Source organism: Streptomyces sp. NPDC058685 (assembly GCF_042714725.1).
Classification (GTDB): Bacteria; Actinomycetota; Actinomycetes; order Streptomycetales; family Streptomycetaceae; genus Streptomyces.
The window spans coordinates 29,201-53,596 of sequence record NZ_JBHXSL010000029.1; the positions used below are offsets into that span (position 1 = coordinate 29,201).

General features: G+C 70.9%; 21 protein-coding genes and 1 pseudogene. 11 read left to right on the forward strand and 11 right to left on the reverse strand.

Annotation, left to right across the window (positions count from 1 at the left end; genetic code table 11):
• Positions 1 to 137: 137 nt before the first annotated feature.
• Positions 138 to 1,439: an MFS transporter gene (locus ACFWU3_RS22540; protein ID WP_384440351.1), complete on the reverse strand. Its 1,302-nt coding sequence runs from the start codon at positions 1,437 to 1,439 to the stop codon at positions 138 to 140.
• A 232-nt stretch (positions 1,440 to 1,671) separates the two neighbouring features.
• On the opposite strand from ACFWU3_RS22540, the gene ACFWU3_RS22545 reads away from it, so the two are divergent.
• Positions 1,672 to 2,070 carry a DUF6221 family protein gene (locus tag ACFWU3_RS22545; protein ID WP_384440354.1) on the forward strand — a complete coding sequence of 133 codons (399 nt, stop codon included), beginning with the start codon at positions 1,672 to 1,674 and terminating at the stop codon, positions 2,068 to 2,070.
• A gap of 105 nt (positions 2,071 to 2,175) precedes the next feature.
• On the opposite strand, the gene ACFWU3_RS22550 is transcribed toward ACFWU3_RS22545, so the two are convergent.
• The 4 genes from ACFWU3_RS22550 to ACFWU3_RS22565 form a co-directional block, all read right to left on the reverse strand.
• A complete protein-coding gene (locus ACFWU3_RS22550) occupies positions 2,176 to 2,592 on the reverse strand; it encodes a VOC family protein (RefSeq protein WP_384440357.1) in 417 nt (138 codons plus the stop codon).
• A 175-nt stretch (positions 2,593 to 2,767) separates the two neighbouring features.
• Positions 2,768 to 3,517 (reverse strand): MBL fold metallo-hydrolase, encoded by a 750-nt coding sequence (locus tag ACFWU3_RS22555; RefSeq protein ID WP_384440360.1) that lies wholly within the window; start codon positions 3,515 to 3,517, stop codon positions 2,768 to 2,770.
• A 55-nt stretch (positions 3,518 to 3,572) separates the two neighbouring features.
• On the reverse strand, positions 3,573 to 4,460 hold the full coding sequence (locus ACFWU3_RS22560; protein ID WP_384440363.1) for a hypothetical protein: 888 nt from the start codon (positions 4,458 to 4,460) through the stop codon (positions 3,573 to 3,575).
• Positions 4,461 to 4,470: 10 nt separating this feature from the next.
• Positions 4,471 to 5,682 (reverse strand): serine hydrolase domain-containing protein, encoded by a 1,212-nt coding sequence (locus ACFWU3_RS22565; RefSeq protein WP_384440365.1) that lies wholly within the window; start codon positions 5,680 to 5,682, stop codon positions 4,471 to 4,473.
• Positions 5,683 to 5,974: 292 nt separating this feature from the next.
• On the opposite strand from ACFWU3_RS22565, the gene ACFWU3_RS22570 reads away from it, so the two are divergent.
• Positions 5,975 to 6,775 carry a restriction endonuclease gene (locus ACFWU3_RS22570; RefSeq protein WP_384440368.1) on the forward strand — a complete coding sequence of 267 codons (801 nt, stop codon included), beginning with the start codon at positions 5,975 to 5,977 and terminating at the stop codon, positions 6,773 to 6,775.
• Between the two features lie 96 nt (positions 6,776 to 6,871).
• Here the strand turns inward: ACFWU3_RS22570 and ACFWU3_RS22575 are convergent, their stop codons facing one another.
• Positions 6,872 to 8,341, reverse strand: coding sequence for a HEAT repeat domain-containing protein (locus ACFWU3_RS22575; RefSeq protein ID WP_384440371.1), 1,470 nt, complete (start codon positions 8,339 to 8,341; stop codon positions 6,872 to 6,874).
• 175 nt (positions 8,342 to 8,516) lie between these two features.
• On the opposite strand from ACFWU3_RS22575, the gene ACFWU3_RS22580 reads away from it, so the two are divergent.
• From ACFWU3_RS22580 to ACFWU3_RS22600, 5 genes are all read left to right on the forward strand, one after another.
• Positions 8,517 to 8,984, forward strand: coding sequence for a DUF4279 domain-containing protein (locus ACFWU3_RS22580; protein ID WP_384440374.1), 468 nt, complete (start codon positions 8,517 to 8,519; stop codon positions 8,982 to 8,984).
• A 74-nt stretch (positions 8,985 to 9,058) separates the two neighbouring features.
• Positions 9,059 to 9,844 carry a DUF72 domain-containing protein gene (locus ACFWU3_RS22585; protein WP_384440377.1) on the forward strand — a complete coding sequence of 262 codons (786 nt, stop codon included), beginning with the start codon at positions 9,059 to 9,061 and terminating at the stop codon, positions 9,842 to 9,844.
• A gap of 184 nt (positions 9,845 to 10,028) precedes the next feature.
• Positions 10,029 to 10,388 (forward strand): STAS domain-containing protein, encoded by a 360-nt coding sequence (locus ACFWU3_RS22590; protein ID WP_384440380.1) that lies wholly within the window; start codon positions 10,029 to 10,031, stop codon positions 10,386 to 10,388.
• A gap of 287 nt (positions 10,389 to 10,675) precedes the next feature.
• Positions 10,676 to 11,590: a DMT family transporter gene (locus tag ACFWU3_RS22595; protein WP_384440383.1), complete on the forward strand. Its 915-nt coding sequence runs from the start codon at positions 10,676 to 10,678 to the stop codon at positions 11,588 to 11,590.
• 825 nt (positions 11,591 to 12,415) lie between these two features.
• On the forward strand, positions 12,416 to 13,252 hold the full coding sequence (locus ACFWU3_RS22600; protein ID WP_384440386.1) for a poly-gamma-glutamate hydrolase family protein: 837 nt from the start codon (positions 12,416 to 12,418) through the stop codon (positions 13,250 to 13,252).
• A gap of 339 nt (positions 13,253 to 13,591) precedes the next feature.
• Here ACFWU3_RS22600 and ACFWU3_RS22605 read toward each other — a convergent pair whose 3' ends face one another.
• The 5 genes from ACFWU3_RS22605 to ACFWU3_RS22625 form a co-directional block, all read right to left on the reverse strand.
• On the reverse strand, positions 13,592 to 14,677 hold the full coding sequence (locus tag ACFWU3_RS22605; protein ID WP_384440390.1) for a C40 family peptidase: 1,086 nt from the start codon (positions 14,675 to 14,677) through the stop codon (positions 13,592 to 13,594).
• A 31-nt stretch (positions 14,678 to 14,708) separates the two neighbouring features.
• Positions 14,709 to 15,191: a poly-gamma-glutamate biosynthesis protein PgsC/CapC gene (locus ACFWU3_RS22610; RefSeq protein ID WP_352208869.1), complete on the reverse strand. Its 483-nt coding sequence runs from the start codon at positions 15,189 to 15,191 to the stop codon at positions 14,709 to 14,711.
• A complete protein-coding gene (pgsB, locus tag ACFWU3_RS22615) occupies positions 15,188 to 16,678 on the reverse strand; it encodes a poly-gamma-glutamate synthase PgsB (protein ID WP_384440394.1) in 1,491 nt (496 codons plus the stop codon). Before pgsB ends, ACFWU3_RS22610 begins: the two co-directional genes overlap by 4 nt.
• A 6-nt stretch (positions 16,679 to 16,684) precedes the next feature.
• On the reverse strand, positions 16,685 to 18,934 hold the full coding sequence (locus ACFWU3_RS22620; RefSeq protein ID WP_384440513.1) for a HAMP domain-containing protein: 2,250 nt from the start codon (positions 18,932 to 18,934) through the stop codon (positions 16,685 to 16,687).
• 208 nt (positions 18,935 to 19,142) lie between these two features.
• The gene (locus ACFWU3_RS22625; RefSeq protein ID WP_384440516.1) at positions 19,143 to 20,309 is read right to left on the reverse strand and encodes a CapA family protein; all 1,167 of its coding nucleotides are present in this window, start codon (positions 20,307 to 20,309) and stop codon (positions 19,143 to 19,145) included.
• A 119-nt stretch (positions 20,310 to 20,428) separates the two neighbouring features.
• Here ACFWU3_RS22625 and ACFWU3_RS22630 point away from each other — a divergent pair, with 119 nt between their 5' ends.
• The 4 genes and pseudogenes from ACFWU3_RS22630 to ACFWU3_RS22645 all read left to right on the forward strand — a co-directional run bounded on the left by ACFWU3_RS22630 (position 20,429) and on the right by ACFWU3_RS22645 (position 24,199).
• Positions 20,429 to 21,325: a hypothetical protein gene (locus ACFWU3_RS22630; RefSeq protein WP_384440397.1), complete on the forward strand. Its 897-nt coding sequence runs from the start codon at positions 20,429 to 20,431 to the stop codon at positions 21,323 to 21,325.
• 293 nt (positions 21,326 to 21,618) lie between these two features.
• On the forward strand, positions 21,619 to 22,152 hold the full coding sequence (locus ACFWU3_RS22635) for a PadR family transcriptional regulator (RefSeq protein WP_384440400.1): 534 nt from the start codon (positions 21,619 to 21,621) through the stop codon (positions 22,150 to 22,152).
• On the forward strand, positions 22,149 to 22,844 hold the full coding sequence (locus ACFWU3_RS22640) for an ABC transporter ATP-binding protein (RefSeq protein ID WP_384440403.1): 696 nt from the start codon (positions 22,149 to 22,151) through the stop codon (positions 22,842 to 22,844). The genes ACFWU3_RS22635 and ACFWU3_RS22640 overlap by 4 nt, the downstream gene beginning before the upstream one ends.
• Positions 22,841 to 24,199 (forward strand): annotated as a pseudogene (locus ACFWU3_RS22645) (ABC transporter permease). Before ACFWU3_RS22640 ends, ACFWU3_RS22645 begins: the two are co-directional and overlap by 4 nt.
• Positions 24,200 to 24,396 lie beyond the last annotated feature (197 nt).

The following is a 24,396-nucleotide window of genomic DNA, read 5'->3' on the forward strand; positions in this document are numbered from 1 at the left end:
CAGCAAGGCACTGCTGGTCACGGTGGGCGGACAGCCCCCGGCGCCGACGGGCTCCCGGCCCCTCCTGCTTGCGCGGGGGTGCCGGGCGCCCGGTGCTTTCCGCAGGAGGCATCACAGGGCCCCCTACGGCGGGCAGGTCAGATGTGGTCGTGCGCTGCCGCGGGCGCGGCGTGTCCGGGTGACGTACCGGCGCCGGGCTCTGAGGTGGGGGCGGTGGAGTTCAGGCGGCGGGACGGGGCACGACGCAGCCGCCGGATCGGGGTGACCGCGATCAGCGCCGCCGCGCAGCCTGCGCTGATCACGGCGGCGGCGAGCAGCAGTTCGTGGACGCCGACCAGGGAGCTGGCAGGTCCGGCGATCATCTGCCCCAGCGGGACGGCGAGGATCGAACCGGCGATCTCGTACGCGGAGACCCGGTTGAGCCGGTCCCCGGGGATCTGGGTCTGCACGGTGGTGGCCCACTGCACGCCCCAGAAGGCCCAGCCGACGCCGCTGACGGCGTAGCCGAGCAGAAGCACCGGCAGCGCCGGGACGAGGGCCGCGGTCAGCGGCATGAGGGGGAAGAGGAACAGGGCGACGGCGCCGCCGAGCAGCGGCCGGGCGGGGCGGACGCGGATGGCGAGGAGGCCGCCCGCGGCGCAGCCGGCGCCGAACGCGGCCTCGGCGTAGCCGAAGGCGGCGGTGCCGTGGGCGCCGGTGACGGACGCCGCACCGAGCGGCGTGAGCGGGCCCCAGACGAAGACGCCGAGGACCCACCAGATGAGGATGACCGCCCACAGCCAGGAGCGGGAGCGGAACTCGGTCCAGCCGGTGCGCAGGTTCTCCCAGGTGGAGGTGGTGCGGTCGGCGGTGAACGGCGGCAGCCGCAGGGACAGCAGGGACAGTCCGCCGGCGGCGAAGGTGGCCGCGGTGGCGGCGAAGGCCCAGGCGGGTGCGGCGGCTGCGACGAGCAGTCCGGCGCCCGCGGGGCCGGCCATGGTGGAGATGCCCTGGCCGACCCGCAGGACGGCGTTGGCCTTCTGCGCGTCGGCGGCGACCTGCGGCACCAGGCCGTTGACGCCGGGCTGGAACATCGCGGTGGCCAGACCGCCCAGGGCGGCGGCGGTGACGATGAACCACAGCGGGGGCCGGCCGGCGGCAACGTACCCGGCGAGGGAGGCGATGAGCAGGAACCGCGCCGCATCGGCGGCGATCATCACCGGGCGGGGATGGAAGCGGTCCGCGAGGACCCCGCCGAACACCACGAACACCGCGAAGGCGGCCATCCACGCGCCGAGCGCGAACCCGACGGCGCTCACCCCGTAGCCGAGGGTGAGCATCGCCACCGACAGGGCGACCGGCAGCATCGCATCGCCCAGCATCGACGCGATCCGGGCAGTGAAGTAGAGCGTGAAATTCCGTGTCCACAGCGGAGGTTGCACGCCTGCGGAGTCGCTCATCCTGCTGATCCTCCCCCGGGGGCACGGCGGGCGGCCCGTCCGCGCAGCACAGCATCGTAGGCGGAGCGGCGCCGCACGGGACACCGGGTTTTTTCGGCTCCCGCGTCCGCCGCCGGGCGTGGGAGCCGCCGGAGGGGTCAGGCCGGGGACGGCTGCCGGTTGGAAGACGGGGCCGAGCCTCCCGCACAATGGCTCCGCAGTCCACACCCCCAGACGAGAGGAACGCCGTCGCATGGCCGGCAACGCAGACATGGTGGCCTTCATCGAAGCACGGCTCGCCGAGGAGGAGCGGGTCGCGCTGGATGCCGGGGGCGCGAACTGGCGGTGTCCGGCCGACGTGCCCGGGGAGGTCCACGACCGGACGTCCGGGATCGCCTTCACGGTCAGGGACGCCGGCTACGACCGGCACATCGCACTCCAGGATCCCGCCCGCACGGTGGCCCGCATCGAAACCAACCGGGTCCTGCTCAGCGAGTACGTCGAGATCGCGGAACGGGACACCGACCGTCCGGAGGAGGACTTCACGTCCGGACGCGCCGTGGGCCTCGGCTTCGCGGTACGGCAGCTGGCCGCCGAGTACGCCTCGCATCCCGACTACACCGCGAAATGGCTCCCCCGCTTCATCCGCTGAGGGCTGGGCAGCCCCCGAGCTTTCAGGGGCTGTCGTACCCGGGCGAGGGGTCGTGCCGAGGGCCCCGGCGCCGGGCAGCGCGGGGCCCTCGGGTGCGGATCACGGTCAGGCGCCGGACTCGCTGATGTTGACCATCCAGCCGATCCCGAACTTGTCCGTGCACATGCCGAACACATCGCCCCACATCTGCTTCTCCAGCGGGACCGCCACCGTCCCGCCGTCGGAGAGCTTGTCCCAGTAGCCGCGCAGCTCGCCCGGCTCGTCGCCGCTGAGGCTGACGGCGAAGTTGCTGCCCGGCTTGTGCTCCATGCCGGGAGGAGTGTCGGCACCCATCAGGGTGAAACCGCTCGGGGTCTCCAGCTGACCGTGCATGATCTTGTCGGCGAACCCGGGCGGCGCCTCGCCGCCGAAGTCGCCGAAGGTGTTGACCGTCAAGGTGCCGCCGAACACGCCCTTGTAGAACTCCAGCGCTTGCTTGGCGTCACCGGCGAAACTGATGTACGGGTTGAGTCGAGAGGACACAGCATGATCCTTTCGTGACGTTTTGTCAGGAATGCAGCGTAGCCCCGGCCGGCCCCGGGGGAAGGGTCCCGCGCCTCGGTCCGTCGTGGAGCGGTGTGCCGCTGGACGGCCGGGGGCGGTGGCGGGCACCGGCGGGCGGCTGCCTCCGGGGTGCCGTTCGGCGTGCCGTTCGGGGTCAGGAGACGAGGTCGCGGGCCCGGCGGGCGGCCTGTGCGACGGGTCCCCGGTGGAGGGGGCCGTGGCCGGGAAGGAGCGTGTCGCCCGGCACGTCCTCGATGATCCGCAGCGAGGCCAGAGCACGCTCGCGTTCGGTGTCGAACATGACGGGAAGCAGCTGCGGCCCCTTGTGCCGTGAGGTGGGGTGGCCGCTGACGAGGGCGTCGCCCGAGATGAGGATGCCCGCATGCGGCAGTGCGTAGCAGGAGTGCCCTGCCGTGTGCCCCGGGGTGTGGACGGGGACCGGGCGCCCAGGCAGGTCAAGGGCGCCCGGGGTGGGGAACGCCCGCGGAGCCGTGACCCGTGTGTCCGTGGTGCCGCCCGAGCGCAGGGCGTGCACCGCCCACGGCAGGACACCAGGGCGCCAGGCGTTTCGCAGCACGGTGGTGATGCCGACCTGGTGCAGGAACTCCCGGCGGGCGTGCGGCACTTCGGCCTCATGCATCAGGACCGGGGTACCGAAGGAGTTGCTGAGGTGTTCGGCGGATCCGATGTGATCGTTGTGCGCGTGCGTGACGAGGACGGCCCTGACCGACTCGGGTGCGTGACCTGTCTCGGCCAGTGAGGCGAAGAGCAGTTCACGGTCGCCCGGATAGCCGCAGTCGACGAGGGTCGCCTCGTCGCCTTCGCTGAGGATGACCCAGTTCGTGTTGGAGCCGTGGACCAGGTGGACCCCGTCGGCGACCTGGATGAGCGAGAGTTGGGGCATGACCTGCCTGTTTCTCCGGAAAGGGGCAAGGGGGCGGACCGGGCCGTTCGGCGGTTCAGGCGGGGCGGCCCGCGAGATAGAACGCGAGGACGTGCGGGAGGTGCGCGGACCACTCCCGCACGCGCGCCTGCCGCCTCGCGCTCACCCGGCATTCGTAGAACGCCCCGTTCGCGTGCACGACACCCACCATCAGGCACGTACCGCGCACGGTGTGGTGGACGGTGCGGATCTCCGGCCAGGCGAAGGCGGCATGCCGGCCCTCCTGGTCGAAACAGACCCCCTGCGGATCCACGAGCACCGCGTTCCTCGTGTCGGCCGCCGCGAACTCGGGCCCCGCGGCGGGCGCGGGTGCGAGGGCGGGTTCGGGCGCGGGCCACGACGCGGGGGCGGGGGCCGGGGGCATGGGCGCAGGAGGTACGGGCGCTGCCGCGGGGGCCGGTCCGGGCGGCGGTGCGGGCTCGTACGGCGCGCCGAAGACGCCCGTGGGCGCAGGGACAGTGCCGGGCGCGCCGACCATCGGCGGCGCCGCAGCCGGACCGGGCACGTCGGCTGCGGGCGTCAGGAACGGTGACGGCGCAGGCGCAGGCGGGGGTGCAGGCGGGGGTGCTGATGCCCGTGCCGGTGCCGGGACCGTCTCGCGGGGCCGGTCGAGGTCCGCCCCCGGCATCAGTTTCGCCATCGCCCGGCGCAGTTCCTCCTCGGTGCGCGCCTCGTACAGCGGCAGCATCATGGGACTGGAACCGAACTGCCAGACCGCGCCGGTGCGCTTCACGACGATGTCGGGGCCGTTGCCGTACGTCATCGCGGAGGTGTCGCCGTCGAGGTACGCGTCGGGCTGGGTGTCGACCGACCAGGCGAACCCGAGGTCGCGGATCCGCCCCTCGGCATGGCGCGGCCCGTACCGCGCGCTCACCCATTCGGCCAGGTGTCGAGAAGTCAGCACGCCCCCGACCCTATGCCTTGTCCCGCGCCTCTTTGTCCGCGCCCTCGGTGAGTGCGGCGACGACGCGGTCGGTCAAGTCCTCTCGCGGATTCAGGGTGGTGGGGGTGTAGGAGAGCACGAAACGCCGCTGGTGGTCGCGGGTGGAGAACATGCGGGTGCGACAGCCGTACCACTCCCCCGTCTTGCCCCAGAACGTCACGCCGTTCACGGTGGCCTTCTGCAGGCCCATGGAGTAACGGGCAGCGCTGCCGTCCGGCATGCGCACACTCGCCGGCGGCAGCGTGAACAGCTTCTCCGTCATCCGGCGCGGCAGCAGCACTCCGCGAAACAGCGCCTCCAGGAAGCGGGACAGGTCCTCGACAGTGGAAACGAGTTCGCCCTCGCCCCAGCTCGAGGACGGGTTGTAGACGGTGATGTCGCGCAGAGAGCTGTCGCTCATGCGCAGATATCCGTGCACGTGGCTGCCGTGCAGGCGCGGATCGTCACCGGGCAGCCAGGTCCTCGTGAGGCGCAGCGGGCGAAGGAGAGCGCGCCGGATCTCCTCGCCGTAGGGCCGGCCGCTCAGGCGCTCGACGAGCAGGGCGAGCAGCACGTAGTTGATGCCGCGGTACTCCTGCACGGTGCCCGGCGGGAACTTCAGCGGTGCGTGGGTCACCGTCGCCACCAACTGCCGCGGCGTCCACCGGTCGTACCGGTGGTGCAGCACGTCTTCCGGTGTGGCCAGGTCCGGCAGGCCGCGGTGGTCGGGCAGGCCGCTGGTGTGCTGCAGCAGGTGGGCGACGGTGATCCGGGCCTGCTCCTGCGGCAGCAGGCCCGGGAGGTAGCGTCCGATCGGGGCGTCGAGTTCGACCTCGCGGCGGCCCGCCATCCGCAAAATGACAGTCGCCACGAACACTTTGGTGACGCTGCCCGCGCGGAACGCGTCATCCGGCCGTACCGCACGGCCCGTTGCCGTGTCGGCCACTCCCGCCGCGCCGTACCAGCAGCCCCGCGTGCCAAGGACGCGCAGCTGTGCGGAGGTGGCCGGCGGGTGGGTGAGGTCGGCGATGGCGGCGCGCAGTACGTCCGGGCGCAGTGGAGGGAGACGGGCGGCTTCGGTGGCTCGGCGCTGCGCACCCGTCGGAGCAACTGCCCGGGCGGGGGTACCTCCTGCCGCGGCGAGGAGGGCCGCGGCCGCGGCGCCGCCGACGAGGGATCGGCGCGAACAGGGCTGGAATGTCATGGAGTTCATGCTGTCGGCGCGATATCGGCGGGCCATCAGGGATGTCCCGCACGCCTCCCCGACCGAACCAGGACGCTCACCCGGGCATCTCCGCCGAGCCCTGTCTCTCGCCCCGCGGAGGTCGCGGCTGCAATGTCGCCGCCGGGGGGAGGAGCGGACCGCTTGCCGACCGGTTCGGGCAGGACTGGCTCGCGCGGGAGTGGCTCGGCCTGGGCGAACGCGCCGTTTAATCGCGCCAGTTGGGGCCAGAAGCGCATTAACGATCTTGGAAATGTGTGGGGGTGGCGGCAACATGACGGTTCCTGTGCGGCGATCAGGGGTGGTGCGGCGGCGGTCGGCATTCAGTCTGCGTCAGACGGCTCTCGGTTTCGCTCTGGTGGCGTCGCTGGTCTGCGGCGGCGGGCTGATGCTGAAGGCGCTGGTGAAGTCCGCCGACTCCAAGGAACTACTCGGTGTCGCGGCGGCGGCCGGCCTGGCCTTGTCGGCGCTCGCCGTGGTCCGCCGGACACGACGCCGGCACCGGGCCGGGAGTGTCCGCGCGGCGGCTCGCGACGCCGTCGGCACACAACTGCGGGCCGGGCCCGCGGAGCCTGTCCTCGTGCCCGACGCGCCCGTGCCGTCGGTGGCCGACAGCGAGGGGCACGTGGGAGCGGCGGACGGGGCGGGACAGGAGACGTCGCTGCTGGGCCTGTTGGACCCGGCCGCCTTCGAACAGGCCGTGGCAGCCCTGTGCGAACGCGACGGCTGCCGGGACATCGAGGTCGTCGGCGGTGCGGGCGACCTCGGCGCGGACGTGGTGGCGACAGCGCCGGACGGCCGGCATGTCGTCATCCAGTGCAAGCGCTACGGCCCCGTGAACAAGGTCGGCTCGCAGGACGTCCAACGGTTCGGCGGTACCTGTTTCGCCGTGCACGAGGCCCAGGTCGCGGCGGTGGTGACCACCGGCGCCTTCACCCTGCCGGCGACCGAGTACGCCGAGCAGTGCGGGATCGTCTGCTTCGACGCCGATGCCCTGGCCGCCTGGGAGACCGGCACCGGGCCGGCGCCGTGGGAGGCGCAGGTGGCCGCCGACGCTGACGCGGCCGACTGCTGAACACAGGGCCGGACCGCCTGCCGGGCTGCGGCTCTCGTGACACGGCCGTCGGCGACCCGCGGTGCCCGGGCGCCGCACGGCCTGGGGCCGCTCCTTCTACGGTGCGGCGCCCGGGTTTTCGAGGGCGCGCAGCACCCTGGCCGCCGCCCAGCGCACGCCGCCCGAGGCGTCGGACGTCAGCGCTGTGAGCACGCCGATCGCCGCCTCACCGCCCGGCGGGAGGGCACCGTGCTCCTGCGCGTACCTGCCGAGGCCGATCGCGGCCTGGTAGCGCACGTCGTCGTCCGGGTCGCTCAGATACGTCAGGAAGAGGCGTCCGTCGGCCTCGTCGGTGTCGTCCAGCAGGGACAGCACCGTCGCGCGGACACCGGGTACGGCATGGTCCAGTAAGTCCCGTGCCCGGGGAAGGATTTCGGGGTAGCTGCGCAGCGCGCTGCCGGTGTGCCAGAGCACCTGGGGGTCGGTCACCAGGCAGTGCATCAGCGCCTCCGCGGCCCGGTGGCGCTGATGCGGGGGCAGCCGGTGGTGGCCGAGACGGCCCAGGCCGGTCAGTGCCCCGGCGCGGACCTGCCGGTCCTCGTCGTTGAGGAGCGGGAGCAGCAGGTCGAGGGCTTTGCGGTCGCCGAGTTCGCCGAGGGCGGTGGCCGCGGCCGCCTGGATCGCGGGGTGGCATGGCCACTGGGTGAGGACCGACCGGATCTGCAGGACGGCGGTCGGAGTGCCGATGTCGGCCAGGACGTCCACGGCGACCGGGCCCACGTCGGGATGGTCGAGCCACGACACGGCTGCTGCCAGGACGCGGCGCCCGCCCCGCCGTCCGAGTGCGCGCAGCAGCCGGCGGGCCACGTCCGGGTGCCTCTCCTCCTGAAGGGCCGTCATCAGGAGGCCGGCCGTTACGCGCTCCTTGAGGTCGAGCAGTTTGCCCACCACCGCCTCGCGTACCTCGGGAGCCGGGTTGTTCAGGCCTTCGTGGAGGGAGTCGCGCAGCAGGTGCGCGTCGCGGGCGGACAGCATCTCCAGGGCCCGCGCGCGGGCCGCACCGGGGCCCCGGCGGGCGGTGTGCAGCACCTCGGCCCGCAGCTCGTCGTCCATCTGTGTCGCCACCAGGCCCCGGGCATGCCCCCAGACGCGCCAGTCGGGGTCGCCCAGCAAGAGCACCAGGGCCGTACGGTCCCCGGTGGCCTTCAGCCGGGTCAGTGCGGTGAGGGCGTTGACCCGCACATGCCGGTCGGGGTCGCGCAGCAGACGGCCGAAGGCGTCGATGACGGCCGGGCCGGTCAGCTCCAGCAGGCGGGCGGCGACCGAGGCACGGCGGCGCACCCGAGCGTCCACATCCCGCATCAGAGCGATCAGTGTCTCGTCCGCACCGGGCGCGCCGAGGCGGCCGAGGCTGTGTGCGGCGGCCGCGCGCACCACGGGCTCGGTGTCATGACCCGCCCGGACGAGCGCCGGCACATGCTCCGGCCGCCCGATCCGCCCCAGCCCCTTGGCAGCAGCAGCCCGTCGCCACGGCTCAGGTGCCGCGAGCTCGCCCAGGAAGAAGGCGATCTGATGGTCAGCCCCCATAGCGTCCCCCCTTTAGGAGAAGAGACGCCCGCGGGGCCCCCGGGTTGCGCCGCGTTCGAGCACTTTTCACAGCAGGCAGGCAGGCAGGGGGTCGGTACCGGCGGCCGCGGTGCGGGCAGGCAGGCAAGGGGCGGCCGGGTGGGTGCGGTGGAGGCTGCGCGGATACGCTCCGCGGATGCCTGTGCAGCAGTACGCCTCCTTCGCCCTCACCAGCACGCGGACCACCCCGCAGGAGATGACGGCGGCACTGGGGATCGAGCCCGACGAGAAGGACGTGGTGCGCGGAAGCCGCTCCGCCGTACCGGCCCATCACCGATGGAAGATCGTGTGCCGTCGGCCCGGTCTGCGTCTCGACGAGCAGATCGCCTGCGTCCTCGACCGGCTGCGGCCCCATACCGGCCGACTCGCCGCACTCGCAGGGCAGTTGGACCGGCGCGAGGGACCGGGGTCCGCGGTCCTGCAGATCGTGCGCCGCTTCCACGGCGAGGACAGCGCGCACAAAGGCGGCCTTCCCGAAACCGTGGAGGCCCCGAACCTGTTCGGTTGGCACCTGGACCGCGACATACTCGGATTCCTCGCCGCCACCGGCGCGGTCGTGGATGTCGACGAGTACGACCTGACCGGCGGCCCGCACGCCGACTGACCCCGGCACGCCCGGCAGGACCGACCGCCCGGCACCGGCCGCCGCGCTGCCGCACGGCGTGCTTCGATGAAGAGGTGACGGTATTCGTCGGCACCTCCGGCTGGCAGTACAAGGACTGGCGGGATGTCCTGTACGCCGGGGGTGTGCCCCAGCGGTTGTGGCTGGAGGAGTACGCGGCCGGGTTCGCGACCGTGGAGAGCAACAACGCCTTCTACCGGCTGCCGTCCCGGGAGACGTTCGCCCGATGGCGCGAGCGCACCCCCGAGGGCTTCGTCATGGCGGTCAAAGCCAGCCGGTATCTCACACACATCAAACGGCTGCGGGAGCCGGCCGAACCGGTCGCACGACTGACGGAACACGCCACCGGCCTCGGCGACCGGCTCGGTCCGGTGCTCCTGCAACTACCCCCCACCCTGCAGGCCGACGCCGCCCTCCTCGACGACTGCCTGCGCTGCTTCCCGGCCGGTACCCGCGTCGCGGTCGAGCCGCGCCACGACTCCTGGTGGACACCGCAGGTCCGTGCGGTCCTTCAGGCCCGAGGCGCCGCCCTGTGCTGGGCGGACCTGCACTCCCGGCCCGCCACACCGCTGTGGCGCACCAGCGGCTTCGCCTATCTGCGGCTCCACCAGGGCCGGGCCCGGCCCTGGCCCCGCTACGGCAGGCAGGCCCTGGCGACGTGGGTACGCCGGCTGACCGACACCTGGCCCGACACGTGCGATGCGTACGTGTACTTCAACAACGATCCCGGCGGGGCCGCCGTCCGGGACGCGATGGCGTTCGCCCGCCTCACGGATGCGGCCGGCCTGCAGGTCACCCGCACCCCACACCAGCTGGCATCCGGTGCCGGAAGCACGGACTGACCGGCACCGGATGCCAATGTCAACAGCCTGGGCCGTAGCGGTCCGCCACTACTGGACAAATCACTTCTGGCCCGGTTTGTATGGATGCCACGTCGGAATGTCGAGCGGTCGTCCGACAGGGGCCGAGGCCCTGGGCGACGGCTGTCACGCGCCACACCACGGCGCACATGCGGGAGGCAGTCACATGGACATCACGACGACTGCCGGGCCGGGCCCGGAGCACGCCGTAATGAAGCTGGCCGGAGAACTGGACATCTCCACCGTCGGTGACATCCGCGCGGCACTCGCCGCGGCGGTCACCGCATACCGCCAGGTCGTACTCGATCTCGAAGACCTCGCATTCTGCGACTGCTCCGGTATCGGCGCACTCGTCGCCGCGAAAAACTCCGCCGCCCGCCGCGGCACCCGCCTCACCGTACGCAACATTCCCGACCATCTGGCGCGGCTGCTGCACATCACCGGCACGCCACTGGCGGCCACACCCACCACGGGCCTGACCGTCGGCGGCGCGGCCCGCCACCTCCCCCACGGCACCGCCGCCTGACCCCAAGCGGGGACCCGCCGGATGGGCACCCGGGCCCCGGCCCGGGATGCGGCCCGGCAGAAGCACACAACCCACTCCGACCGCGGTGGCCGACACCACCCATCTCGTGTCCCGGCTCCGTACGCAGCCCTTGAGCACCAGGCCACTCCGAACACCGTCGGATAGAATCTTGACGACATACCCGTCATTACGGTCACGCAACGTGTTTCCGATGGACGACGTGGATCGCGCCCTCCCGAGACGTGGCCAGGGAGGCGGCGGAAGATCCAGAAGCGGTGCGATGAGGGATGATTCTGGCAGTCCTGTTTGCCCTCTTGTCGGCGGGCAGCAATGCCCTGGGGACCGTACTGCAGCGGCGCGCGGTGCTGAATGTGCCCGAATCCCAGTCCAGGCGGCTCGGCCTGCTCCGTAACCTGCTCCACAATCCGGCCTGGTTCGGCGGAATCCTCGGAGTGGTGTTCGCCGCACTCTTCCAGGCTCTGGCCCTGGCGTCGGGGTCCCTGGCCGCCATCCAGCCGATCTTCATCCTCGAACTGCCGCTTGCCCTCCTGATCGGCAGCGCCGTGTTCCGGGTCCGCATCTCACGGACGGCATGGCTGTGCGTGGTGTTCATCTTCGCGGGATTGGCACTCGCCCTCTTCTCCACGGCGCCCAGCGGCGGGCGTTCCCAAGTTCCCGGAGTCTTGTGGGTACCCGCCCTCGCCGCTACCGGCGGGATGGCGGCAATCCTCGTCGTGACGGGGCTGCGGCGTCCTCGCGGCGTGGCTCGTGCGGCGTGCCTGGCAGCCGCCGCGGCCATCGGTAATGCCGTCACGGCTGCGCTGGTCAAGTCGGCCATGACCGTCCTGTCCGAAGAGGGGGCCACCGGCTTCCTGCTCGCATGGCAGACCTACAGCTTCGCGGTCGTGGGCGGGGCATCCGTCTTCCTGCTCGGGTACGCACTGCAAGCAGGTCCGCTCATCGCCTCGCAGCCGGCCCTCACTCTCGGTGATGCAGTGGTGAGCTTCGGCCTGGGCATAACCCTCTACGCGGAGTCGCTGCGTCAGGGGTTGTGGCTCGTGCCCGCCCTGTTCGGCGCCGCCCTGCTGTCCTACGGCGTCTTCACCCTTTCCCGCACCCGGTGCCTGGAGAAGTGCATCACCCCGGACGCCGAAGACGATCCGCACCAACAGGACCAGAACACCACTGCCCCAACCCTGTGACGGGCCGAAGGCAACAGCTAGACATGCCGTGAGCAGGGGAGAATCCGGCGCATGGCCGGCCTTGAGGTGTGCCGCGCATGCACATCCAACGCATCGCACAACGCCACGCCCCCCGGCCATGCGCCCCACCTTCTCGCCTCTACGACAGCGAGACGGCGACACGAGCACTGAGTGACCGCCCAGCTCCTTTCCGTCAGGTGGGGCGAGTTTCAGAGGCACCGTGCAGGGCGACGGCACGCCGCCCCGGCCACGATCGGATCGGGCGCTGGTCGCTGCTCGGGCAGCGGGGCGGGCAGCGGCGCTTCCGACGACCTCGTGGGTAGCTCTGCGCTCACGACCGTCGAGCTCGATGAGGCACTCGCGGCCTTGGCGGAACGAAATCTCAAGGACGCCACCGCCGTCCTGCGCGGGATGCTGCGGCCGGCTGCGCCGAGAACGGTTCGACGAACGGATCGTGGCGACGTTCGCTGTCGGCCACATCCCTCCCGCCTGGCTCGCCCAGACCCGGATGGGCACGGCCTCTCGCTCGGCCGCGGTCGGCTCCGAGTGGTTCCGCACGCCTTCCAGGCATGACCGACCCTGGGCGCCCGGCTCGCTGTCGGCCAGGAACCCCCCGATGACTGGCCCGAGTTCGTCGGAAGGTTCGTAGACGCCGCCGAACGGCAGTGCTTCAGCGGGCACCGATTCGCCACCATCGTCGGTCGACTGTCGAGTCCTCAACTGCCCGGCCCGGGCCTCCTGCAGCCGTTCGGGAGCGTGCGCCATGACGCTGCTCACCTCCGGCAGGGGAGGGAAGCGGCACCAGCAACCGCGATCATTACACGCATGACATACCCCGACCGCCGCACCGTATTGACCGGCACCGCCCTCAGTGCCTCCCTGCTCAACGCCTCCGCCGTCGCACCCGCCTACGCGGCCGACCTCTACGCATCGAACACCGATCTCTACGGCAAGCTCGCGGGGAAGGAGGGGACGGACTTCAGCCGTCGATACAAGCGTCACGAGCTCTTCGACAACAGCACCGATCGGAGAGGTCCCGTCAACCGGACCACGACCATGGCCCTCCACGGCGGCGGAATCGAGGGCGGTACCTCCGAGTTGTGCCTGGCGATAGCCGGATACCACCCTGCGACGCTCGCGGTCACCCCGGAAGGAGGCCCGGTCCACGACTACTGGATGTTCGAAGGCCTGCGCCCGTCCAACAACAGCGACCTGCACGTCACCTCGACGAACAACGACGACCGGACCGCGCTCTCCATGGCTGCCGGCAGCCTCAATGTCCTGAGCCTGCACGGATGTACGGCGGCGCAGGCCGAAGTTCCCACAGCCCGGCCCGAGGCGGTCGTCGTCGGCGGCCTCAGTGCCGACTTCCGGACCTATCTGCGTGAGGAGTTCCAGGCCGCCGGTTTCCAGACCATCGACGGCTCAACCGTCCCTGCCCTCGCAGGCGAGGACCCGAACAACATCTGCAACAAGACCCTGCTCGGCAAGGGCGCACAGCTGGAGATGACCACCGAACTGCGCCAGAGCATGTTCGACCCCGGCCATTTCAGTCAACTCGAACGACCTACCCATACGAACGGCCTCTTTGACGCCTTCGTCGGTGCCGCTCGCAAGGCCATCGCGCGCTTGGAGGCCCAGACGGACCAGGTCATCCCCTGATCCGTGCGTGCTCCACAACCGACGAACCCGCACAGCGGCCCGAGGCGAGCCGACGAGCCGTCCAGTCGACGAGACGAAGCCTCGCGGCCGCCATCGCGATCAGCGCCCACCGCCTCCCCGATGTGCGGAACCCGGCCACCCCGCACTTCGGGCCGGTCTCCGCATCACGGGGCACGGCTGACGCCATGAACGTCGCCGGCCACAGCAGCAGACGGCGGGGCGGCGAGAGGAACAGGGCAAGGTGGTGGCGGGGATTTCGTTCCCAGCGGGGGCTGAGCCGAGGACACGGGACAGTCAGGCTGGTCAACTCGATGACTCACCTACGGCGGCCGGCCCCCGTCACAACCGCTTGGCGCTCCGCAGCGTCTTGGCGTAGTAGCCGTTGCCGTCCAGTCGGGAAACGCCGCCGACGTCGCCGATCGTGGGGCCGTTGACCTCCTCGCGGCTGGAAACGAAGATCAGGTGACCCCCGGTGTCGTAGCCGAGCACCATGCCGACGTGGTCGAGCCGGTCCTTGGTGCGGGCGTCGAGCTTGAAGAAGACGAGGTCGCCGGGCTGGAGCTGGTCGATGGAGGACGGCCGGCCGGCGGCCCCCACTCCGGACAGCGGGAGCACGTCGACGCCCTCGTCGGAGCGGGCCATGCCGTTGGCGGTGCGCGGCAGTCCGTCTCCCGAGGTGTCCGAGGACATCAGCGGGTAGCGGGTGCGGTAGCCGAGCACCATCCGTATGAAGCCGGAGCAGTCCAGGGACTTGGCGCGCATGGTTTCGGGGGTGCCGGTCTGGCCGTCCCGGAAGGGGTAGGGCAGGCCGAGGTAGTCGTAGAAGTCGGACTGCTCCAGGCGCAGGTCGCCGCCCTCGGCTCCGGAGGTGTTCAGCGGTCCGAAGTTGGCGTCACCGGCATAGGCGACGCCCTGCTTGTCCTTCTTCTGCGGCGCGCCGGCCACGTACTGGAAGGCGGTGGCGAAGAGGTCGTCCTCCTTGCTGGCCTTGTACTCGGTGTACCAGTCGGTGAACCACTTCTCCTTCTCGGCGCCCTTCTTCCAGGGCTCGGGCATCAGCCGCACCCAGTCCGTGGTGGAGACCTTGGAGGAGGTGGAGGCCGGTTCGGCGAAGGTCCGGGCCGGGCCGGTGAGGGTGGCCAGGCGCGCCCCGTCGGTGAACACCGCCCGGATCTGGCCGTCGGAGCCGCGCAGCACCGATCGCGCGGGGTTCTCCAGGCGGGCCCACTGGGCCTCAGCCTTGTCGTCGGAGGCGGACCCGGAGCCCTTGCCCTTGCCGCCTTCGAGGACGCCGATGTTGCGGACCTCCGTCACTCCCGGCGCCTCCTGCTTGCGCAGTTCCAGGGTGAGGTACCCGGAGGTCGCGACGAGCGCCAGCACTGCCAGTCCCGAGACGACGGGCCGCGACTTCTTCTTTCCTGCCATCGGTTGCTCCTCGGTTGTTCTGGGCGGCTTGTCAGACGGTGGGCATGATGCCGAGCAGCAGCCCGGCGGCGACGACGATGTAGGCCATGAGCGAGACCGTGCCGGTGGCCAGCAGGGTGGCTCCCTTGGGCTGGCGCACCATCTGGTAGGCGATCAGGCCGGGCACGATGAAGCCGAGGGTCTGGTTGCCGTAGAGCAGCGGGAACTCCAGCGACAGAAGGATCATCACCGTGCCCTGGAGCAGCACGCCGAGCAGCACCACCGAGGCGAACAGCCGCTTGCCGTAGAGGATCACCAGCCGTTGCATGATCTTGGTGCCGCCGTAGGTGAGGGCGGTGACGCCCACCACCATGGCCGCGCGCTGGACGTCCTCGATCAGCGTCAGGGCGAGCCAGCCCGGAGTGATCATGCCTCCGGGCGAGAGGTTGGTGGTGAGGTAGCACAGCAGCGAGAAGAACAGCCCTACGGCAATACCCAGGGCGGCCATCTCGGGGGTCAGTGCGGCGGTGGTCAACGGGATCTCCGGGCGTCATCGTGCGGCTCGTCGTGGGGCGGCCAGGTCTGTTGGGCGGATTCGTACGACTGCTGCCGCTGCGCGTCGCCGTACTGCTCGAAGGGCTCGTATCGCCCCTGCTGTGCGTACTGCCGAGGGGGCTGGTGCTGCTGGGCGGGGATGCGGACCACCGGGATCTCCTGGGTCTGCGAGGCCTGGTAACGCTCTTCGTAGGCGTGGGGGTACGAGGCGAACGGGTCCAGCCGGGGCGCCTGCGCATGGGTCACCGCGGCGGCGGGGGTCGGCGCCTCCTCGTCCGTGTCGCTCTCGTCGGCGGGGAGTTCGGCGAGGTACTCCAGCAGTTCCTCGCCCTGGCCGTGGATGTTGCCGATGGCCACCAGGGAGGAGCCGTCGGACATGCGGCCGAGCAGGGCCGGCATGAACTCGTCGGCGGCCCGCTTCTCGCCGCCCAGGTCGACCGCCCGGTCCCGCCACTCGGCGGGGATGGCGTCGATGGCGCTCTTGGCGGGGTGTCCGATGACGAAGACGTGGTCGGGCTGGAGGTCAGGGATGATCTCGCCCATCTGCCCGTTGCGCTCGACGCGGTCGGGGCGGCAGTTGATCACCACGTTCAGAGGGCGGCGGATGGCGCCGAGGTCGAGGAGCTGGTTGATGTTCATCAGCGTCGACTCGGGGTCGTTGGCCGCGAAGACGTTGGCGAAGGCGAGTCGGTTGCCGTCGGGGGCGACGTAGCGCTCCACGGAGAGGACGCCCGGGTCCGGCGGGGCGTCGTACATGCCCTGGAGCGCTACCTCGCGCTCCACGCCGAGCAGTTCGGCGACGACCAGGGCGATCGCCACGTTCTCCTTGAAGGTGAACCAGCTGAAGCCGCGCAGTTCCTCGTCGCTCACGGTCTCCGGGTCGGCGTACACCAACTGGCAGTTCCGGGCGTCCGCCTCCTCCTGGAGGATGTGGAAGCGCTCCTTCTCGGCGGTGACACAGATGCCGTCGTGGGGCATCGAGCGGCACAGCGAGCGGGCCACGTCGTCGAGGGTGGGGCCCATCTCGGCGAGGTGGTCCTCGCGGACGTTGCACAGCACGCCGATGGTGGATCGGATCAGCTTGCTCTGGTTGACCTCCTGGAGGGCCGGCATCACGGCCATGCACTCGATGACGAGCGCGTCGGGCCGGTAGGTGGCGGCCCGGCGGACGATGCCGATCTGCTCCACCACGTTGGCGATGCCGAACTTGCGGTAGACCGGCTCCTCGGTGGCGTCGGGGTGGATGAAGCGGGCCGCCGTTCCCGTCGTCTTGGCGACGGTGATCAGGTCACCGCCTCGCAGCGCGCCCGCGCAGAGCCGGGTGATGGAGGACTTGCCGCGGATGCCGTTGACGAGCACCCGGGAAGGGATGGTGTGCAGGGCGGCGTAGTGCCGCCGCTGCTCGATGATTCCGGCGACGAACAGAAACAGACTGCCGATCAGCAGGACGAAGTAGAGGTAGAGCACGCTTGGTCACCTTCCTCCGGCATCGAGCCGGGGCTCGGCGGGTCGGCGCGCCTGGTTCTGCCGGCGGGCCTGCAATTGCTGGCGGATCAGTTCGAGGCTGCGGACGACGGCGCCGACCTCGTCCTGGTAGCGGGGGTAGTGCACGGTCTTGAGGTCGCCGTCGGCGAGCTTCTCGGCGTCGGTGGCGAGTGCTCGCAAGGGCCGTACGACAACGAGGTGGATCCAGCCCAGGCAGACCACGATCAGGGCGAGGCCGAGCAGACCGGCGAGCACCGCCCGGTCCTCTCGCTCGTAGGCGGTGATCTCGAAGCGGTCGGCTTTCTGCCAGCTCACGACCGTCCAGCCGAGGTCGGAGGCGACGCCTCCGCCGGTGAACGGCGCTGCGGCGGCCACGGTGACGGCGCCGCCGTCCCGGATGAGCAGGCCGTTCTCCACGGGCCCGGCGCCCACCTGGACGTTGCCGGCGCGCACCAGGTCGGGCAGCGCGTCGTTCGGCAGCCCTTCGAAGGCGAGGAAGCCGTCGCTGGCGGCGAGGGTCCGCGCGTCGTCGTTGACGATCCGGACCTCGCCGAGGCCGGGCCGCTTCAGCAGCGAGTTGAGGAACTCCACCCGCACCTCGCCGACGAGGTGGGTGCCCTTGTGCTTCGGCACCGGCGCCCCGGTCTGGACGACGGGCTTCTTCTCGCCCTTGCCGGAGACACGGACCAGTGCCCCGGCCTTCTCATCGCTCCACTCGTGGGCGTCGCCACCCGCCCGGGCGACGACGTCGCCGTCATCGCCGACGACGTACAGCGCCTGGTAGCGGGTGTGCTCGCGCAGGGCGTCCTTCAGCAGGGTCTCGGTGGCGGCGGGGTCGTCGACGTCGATCAGGCGTGAGATGGAGAGCACGTCGGCCTGGGCCTCGTTCAGAGCCCGCCGGACCCGGTCGGCGACCAGATCGGTTCGGTCGCGCTGGTCGTTGACCATGGCGGCGGGGATGCTGACGCTCCCGTCCGTACGGTTGAGCAGGAGCCCCACAGGGAGGCACCACAGCAGCAGGAGTACCGCCGTCAGGGCCAGCGGCACGCGTCCACCGGCCCGGAACCTGCTGCGACGGGCATCACCGGCAGTGTCCGAGGAGGTCACGCCGCCGAGTTGGCCGCGGGTGCGCTCCAGTGCGGCGCCGATGCGGGCGGCCTCGCCCCAGCGGGGCACCGTGACAGGGCGGATCAGGTCGCCGCGGGCGAGCCGGCGGGATTCCAGGAACAGCCCGAGCAGCGGACGTTGCACGGTCACCCAGAGCACGGCGACCGCGAGCAGTCCGAGCAGGACCAGGGCGCCCGCAGCGAGCAGGCCGAAGAGCTGCCGGCTGTCCACGGTGGTCTGCTGCTGGACGACGGGCAGCATGGCGACGACCGTGAGGCCGAGGCCGGCGGCAACGCTCTCCCCGTCCTCCGGGTCGGCGGCAGCGAGGGAGGCGTACCCGGCGGTGGCGACGCGGCCGTTGTAGTCGTCGCCGACGAGGGTTCCGCTGACGCCGGGGTAGCCGCGGGAACCGGGTTCCCGGACGCTGACGGGGTTCTGCTCGGTCTCCTCGGCGGCTCGGTCGGACAACCGGCTCATCTGCTTCTGCAGGAAGGTGAGTTCTTCGCGCTCCGCGTCCGAGTTGAGTGCCTCGGACTGCTCGAAGCCGGCTGTGGCGAGGACCTCGCCACCCCGCGCGACGACGGCCATGCTGCGGAACGGGCCCAGGTTGATCGAGGGCACGGAGAGGCTGTTGGAGGCGATCAGCAGTTGCTGTGTCTCGCCCTTCCCCTCCAGCACGGCCATGGTCATCAGGCGCACGTCGCCGGTCTCCAGCCGCACCATGCGCGGGGTGAGGGCCTCGTCACCGCGGAGGACGTCCTTGTCCAGCCAGGCGAGCGGGATGCGCTCCCCGCGGGCGGCGAGCACCTCGCCGCTCTCCAGGTCCAGCACCGTGGTGCCGGTCCACTTCTGGTAGGCCTTGCCGAGGTCCGACAGAACACGCTCGGGGTCCGTCCCGCTGCCCGCGTTCAGCGCGGCGGCGGTGCGTTCGAGGTCGGTGACGCGCTCGTCGATCGAGGCGCGCAGGGCGATGGCGCCGTCCTGGGCGAAGTACTGCTGCGAGGAGAGCACCGCCTTCGGCACGACCGGCTCCGAGTCCGGGCCCAGCACCTTGGCCGTCAGACCGGCGAGGGCGAGGACCAGTACGCACAGCAGCGCGATCGGCGGCCGGATGCCGCCGAGCAGCGGCATGTCCGCACGTCTGCGGCTGCGCCGCCGGCCTTTCGGCACGAGAGGCGCGGCAGGAGTCGATGTCACTGGTCTTCTTCCTTGATCGCTGCGGGTGCTCAGCGCCCGGAGGAAGCCGCGCCGGCGCGCGGCAGCGAGACACTGCCACAGAAAAGACTGATAAGAGCCGACAAGGTTGTATCCGTCGGCGCGCAGGGACGTGTGGCCCTGGTCACTTCTCCAGCGACAGCCGCTTCAGGCCGTCACCGCCCGGAGCTCCCCGGTTGTAGAGGAAGCCGCGCGTGCGGTCCTCGGCCAGCCGGTAGCGGGCGATCCGGTCGTCGGAGAGTCCTTCGGGGTCCTCCAGCTCCTGCTGGACGTCCACCACCCGGAGGTCCTTGACGGCGCCCTTGGGCGCCTTGTCCCCGGCCTCGATCTCGGGCGGGACGTTCACCAGTGTGGTGCGGTAGCGGGCGGATACGTCCCAGCCGTCGGCGGTCTCGCGGAACTCGAACCAGCCGATGGCCCCCTCTTCGGTGAGACCGGTCGGCGAGGAGTGCCGGGCAACCTGGTTGCCGAGGCTGTAGGCGACCCAGGTGCCGTTGACCTTCTGGATCGGCTGCACCACGTGGGAGTGGTGCCCGATGATCAGGTCGACCCCGGTCTCCTCGGTGATCCTCTGCGCCATGTTCAACTGCGGGATGCTCGGCTCGTTGTAGTGCTCCAGACCCCAGTGCAGGGAGAGGATCACCACCTCGGCACCCTTGTCGCGGGCCCGCTTCTCGGCCTTCTTGACCTCGTCCGTGCTCGAACGGTTGAAGGCCCAGCTCTCCTTCGCGGGCGTGGGGTTGAGGAAGGACTCCCAGGAGTACGCGAGGTGGGCGACCTTGACGCCGTTGACGTCACGGATGTTGATCTGCTCTGCTTCCTTCGGCGTCCGCGCCGACCCCGTGTGCCCGAGGCCCACCTCGTCCATGGTGTTCAGCGTGCGGCGCACCGCCTTCAGCCCGTGGTCGAAGGTGTGATTGGAGGCCGTCGAGCAGGTGTCGTACCCCACATCCTTCAAGGTGGTCAGGATCTGCGGCGGAACCAGGAACTCCGGGTATCCCTCGAACGGCCCTTCGGGCTTCCCGACGGGCGTCTCCATGTGACAGATCGCCAGGTCAGCCTTGCTGATCACGGGCTTCACCCCGGCCATCAGCGGACCGAAGTCCAGTCCTGCCTTCCCGCGCCCGGTCTCCTTGGCGTCCTTGGACGCCTGCTCGACGAGCTCGGGATGGATGAGGACATCGCCGGCCGCGGCGACGGTGAAGCTGCGGCCGCCGGCCTTGGCCTGTGGTTGCGCGGCCTGTGAGCCGCACGACACGGTCAGACCGGTGGCTATCGCCACAACCGCCAGCAAGCGACCTATACGGAGAGACTTACGGAATGTCACTGAGCAAAATTTACATGATCCGCACAGGAAGCCGCCGGATTCCCATCACGAGAAGGTCACGCTTCCTACACGTTTTCGCTCAAGTGGGTTTGCTTCTGGCTCTGTTCGGTTGCCAGGCCGACACGCCCCCGAGCTCGGAAGACTCCGTTCCGCGCGCCCGGGAGCTGGTCGACCTGCGCAGCCGCATCCTCGGATACACCGCGAAGTTCCGCGCCGACTCCCCCTACACTCCGCCCGGCAAGGCGCAGCGCGCGCGGCTGGCGAAGGCGGTCGGAAGCCTGCTGTCGGGCGACACCCAAGAGGCGAAACGGCAGCTGTCCCCGCTCGGCCTCGGACTCACCCGCCTCACCGACACCGACTCCGGCCGCCGCTACGACGAGATCGCCGCCATCGGCACCGGTGAGAGCAGCCGCTGGGGCCGCCTCTACCTCAACGTCGACGCCACCGTCCGCTGGAACGCCCAGGTTCCGCACCCCGTCTCCGACCGCGACACGGAGGCCCTCGGCATCCGGCTTCTGGAGGAGAACCCCGGCGGCGCCCTTGTCATCGCCGGCGCACACCGCCGGGCCGGCCGGGACGACGACGCCGATGTCGCCCACCGCGAGACCAGCGCCTTCCATACGATCGTCGTGGAGCTGCAGAAGCGCGGGGTGCCCGGCGTCCAGCTGCACGGTTTCGCCGCATCGTCCGACCGCCCCTACGACGCCGTCGTCTCCACCGGTGCCGTCGAGACCGCCCCGGCCGAGGTGGCCGCCATGGCCGACCGCATGGACGGCAAGGGCCTGCGGGTCTGCCGGGCCTGGGCGGCGCGCTGCCCGCTCGAGGGCACGATCAACGTCCAGGGCCGCTCGGCGGAACGCGAACATGCCGGGTTCGTCCATGTCGAGCTGGCCCGGCACGCCCGCTCGGACGACGGCCGCGACACCGAAGAGGCCGCCGAGGCCCTGTCCGGGCTGGTCACCGCATGGAACGAGGGCTGAACCGAGGCCGGCGGGGACCACTCCCCCGGCGATAGCCTCCCTGGCAACGACCTCCTTGGCCCGTCTCCCTGCTCGGTGGCGGGAACGATTCTTCGGCCGGACGCGCTCGCTCATGTGCCGCGCCACCCATGTCCGGGTCCGCGCTCCATGATCCTCCGGTACGAGAAGGACTCATACCTCGCCCGTTGTTGCCACACATCCGACCGCGCAGCCATCGCCGTCGGCCACCCCGATCCATGTTCATCAGCGCCCACTATTCACTCAGTACATACACGTAGTGCATACTGATCTACATGACCACCCGTCACATTCTGCTGGGGCTGCTCGCCTCGGGTCCCAGCCATGGATACGACTTGAAGCGACGTCACGACGAGCGCTTCCCCGAGGCCCGCCCTCTGGCATACGGGCAGGTCTACACGACCCTGCAACGCCTGGTCCGAGACGGTCTCGCGGCGGTCGACGGCACCGCGTCGGAGGGCGGTCCGGAGCGGACCGCGTATCGCACGACGGACGAGGGCGCGCGTGAACTGGCCCGGTGGGCGGGTGAGATCGCGCCGCCAGCGCCCTTCGTGACGAACGAGATCTTCGCCAAGGTTGTCGTGTCGATCCTCACCGGCGGAGACGCCGACGCCTATCTGCTGGCCCAGCGCGCCGCCCATATGGGGCGGATGCGGGAGCTCACGGCGGTCAAGACAGCTCCCGGCACGGACCTGACGACCATGCTCTCGGCCGACTACGCCCTCAACCACCTCGACGCCGACCTCCGTTGGATGACCACCACGGCGGCCCGGCTCACCACCCTGACCGTGGAGGTCTGCACAGCATGACGAACGGGACCATGACATCGCCGCTGCTCGCGGCCCGCGATCTGGTGAAGGTCCATGGCAGGACCGAGGCCCTGCGCGGCGTCTCTGTCGAGCTGCGGGCCGGCGAGATCCTCGCCGTTACCGGGGCCAGCGGCAGCGGGAAGTCGACCCTGCTGCACTGCCTGGCCGGGATAGTACGGCCGGACTCCGGTTCGGTGACGTACGACGGCGAACGACTGGACAGGCTGCCGGAGAAGCGGCTGAGCGAGCTACGACGCACCGCATTCGGGGTGATCTTCCAGTTCGGGCAGCTGATCCCGGAGCTGACGGCTCTGGACAACGTGGCGCTGCCACTGATGCTGGCCGGCACCGCCCGCACCGAGGCGCGGGCGTGCGCAGGGACGCTGCTGGAGCGGTTCGGGGTGCGCGGACAAGAGGATGTACGTCCGGGAGAGATGAGCGGCGGGCAGGCACAGCGGGCGGCGCTGGCTCGCGCGCTGGTCACCCGGCCCAGGGTGGTGTTCGCGGACGAGCCGACCGGTGCGCTGGATTCACTGGCGAGCGAGCAGGTGATGACGGCGTTGGCCCACGCGGCCCGGGAGTCCGGCACGGCGGTGCTGCTGGTCACGCACGACGCCCAAGTGGCCGCGTACGCCGATCGCGAGGTCCAGCTTAGGGACGGTGCCGCGTCGAAGCTGGAGGTGACGGCATGAGCACGGTGGCTTCCGACGTCCGCCTGGCTTGGCGGCTCGTACGCGGGTCCGACCGGCGAGAGTGGTGGAGGGTCACGCTGACGGCGGCGGGTGCGGCGCTCGCGACGGGCTTCGCGCTGGCGGCCGTCACACTCGCCTCCCTCCAGGGCAGTTACGCCATCTCACACTTCCACGGCCTCCTGAACCAACCCAGCAGTCGTGCGGCGGTGGCCGGCGGCCTGCTGCTGTTGCTGGTACCGGTGCTGGGCTTCCTCGGCTAGTGCGCCCGGATCGGTGCCGTGCACCGCGACCGTCGGCTGGCCGGGCTGCGGCTGGCCGGGGCGACACCCTGGCAGGTGCGCCGGATCGCCGCGCTCGAGACCGGTCTCGCCTGTCTGCTGGGCTCGGCGCTCACCACCGCCTTCGCGGTGGTGCTCCTGTTGGGCATGTGGAGCGGTCCGACCACGTTGACCTGGGCAGGCATCACACTGGTCGCCGGCGGAGTGCCGCTGCTGGGCGCGGTAACGGGGGTGCTGGCACTGCGCCGTGTTGTGGCCTCGCCGCTGGGCTGGGTCCGCCGGGTGCACCCGATGAAGGACCGGAGACCAGCACTGTTGTTCCTGGGTGGCCTGGTGATGTTGCTTGTCGGGGTGGCGCCGCTCGCCATGCACAACGGCCATGTCTCCGGCAACCAGGTCGACTGGCGGCCGCCGTTGACCGTCCTGAGCCTCGTCGTCGCGCTCGGCGCCGGCACGGTGTGGCTGTCCGGCGCGACGGCGCGGCTCACCGGGCAGCTGCTCGCCAAGCGTGCGCGGACCGCGGCGCCGCTGATCGCGGCGGAACGCCTGCGCATCGACCCGTGGGCCCCGGCCCGCTCCCACGCCGCTGTGCTGCTGGTGACAGTGGTCGGGACGGTCCTTGTCTGCGTTCAGCACACGATGCGCACTCAACTGGCCGGGCAGGGATATCTGCCCGCCGACATGGCCTACTACAGAACCGGCCTCAACCTGACAGGGGCCGCCGTCCTGGTCGCCCTCGCGATCGCCCTCGCCGGCCTCGCCGTGGGCACCGCGGAGTCACTGACCTCCCGCCGCCGGGCCTTGACAGCCCAGGTGGCGGCCGGAGTACAGCGCCCGGTCCTGAACCGCGCCCTCATCCTGGAGACGGCTCTCCCCCTCGCCCCCGGCTTGCTGCTGGCCGGCGCAGGAGGCTTGGCGATCGGCATCTCGTACTCCATGGCCACCGGCGTCGGTTCGGTGCCGTGGACCGCCATGCTGGTCGCGCCCGCGATGTACGCGTCCTGCCTGCTGGCGGCGGCGACGGCGTTGCCGCTTCTCGGACGCTGGGTACAGCCGAGTGAGCTGCGGTACGCCTGACCGCGCTCCATCAAGGCTGGACGGCGACGACCACCTGCCGCCCGGATGCGCGCCTTCGGTTGCGGTGCGGGCGGGGACGCCCGCCCGGCTCCCGTGCCCGACCGATGTCACAGCCACTCAAGATGCGCGAGACGGACGGTGATCCAACACGATTCAGGATGCCCCCGTGGGTGCAGGGCTTCGCTCGCGTCCGGATC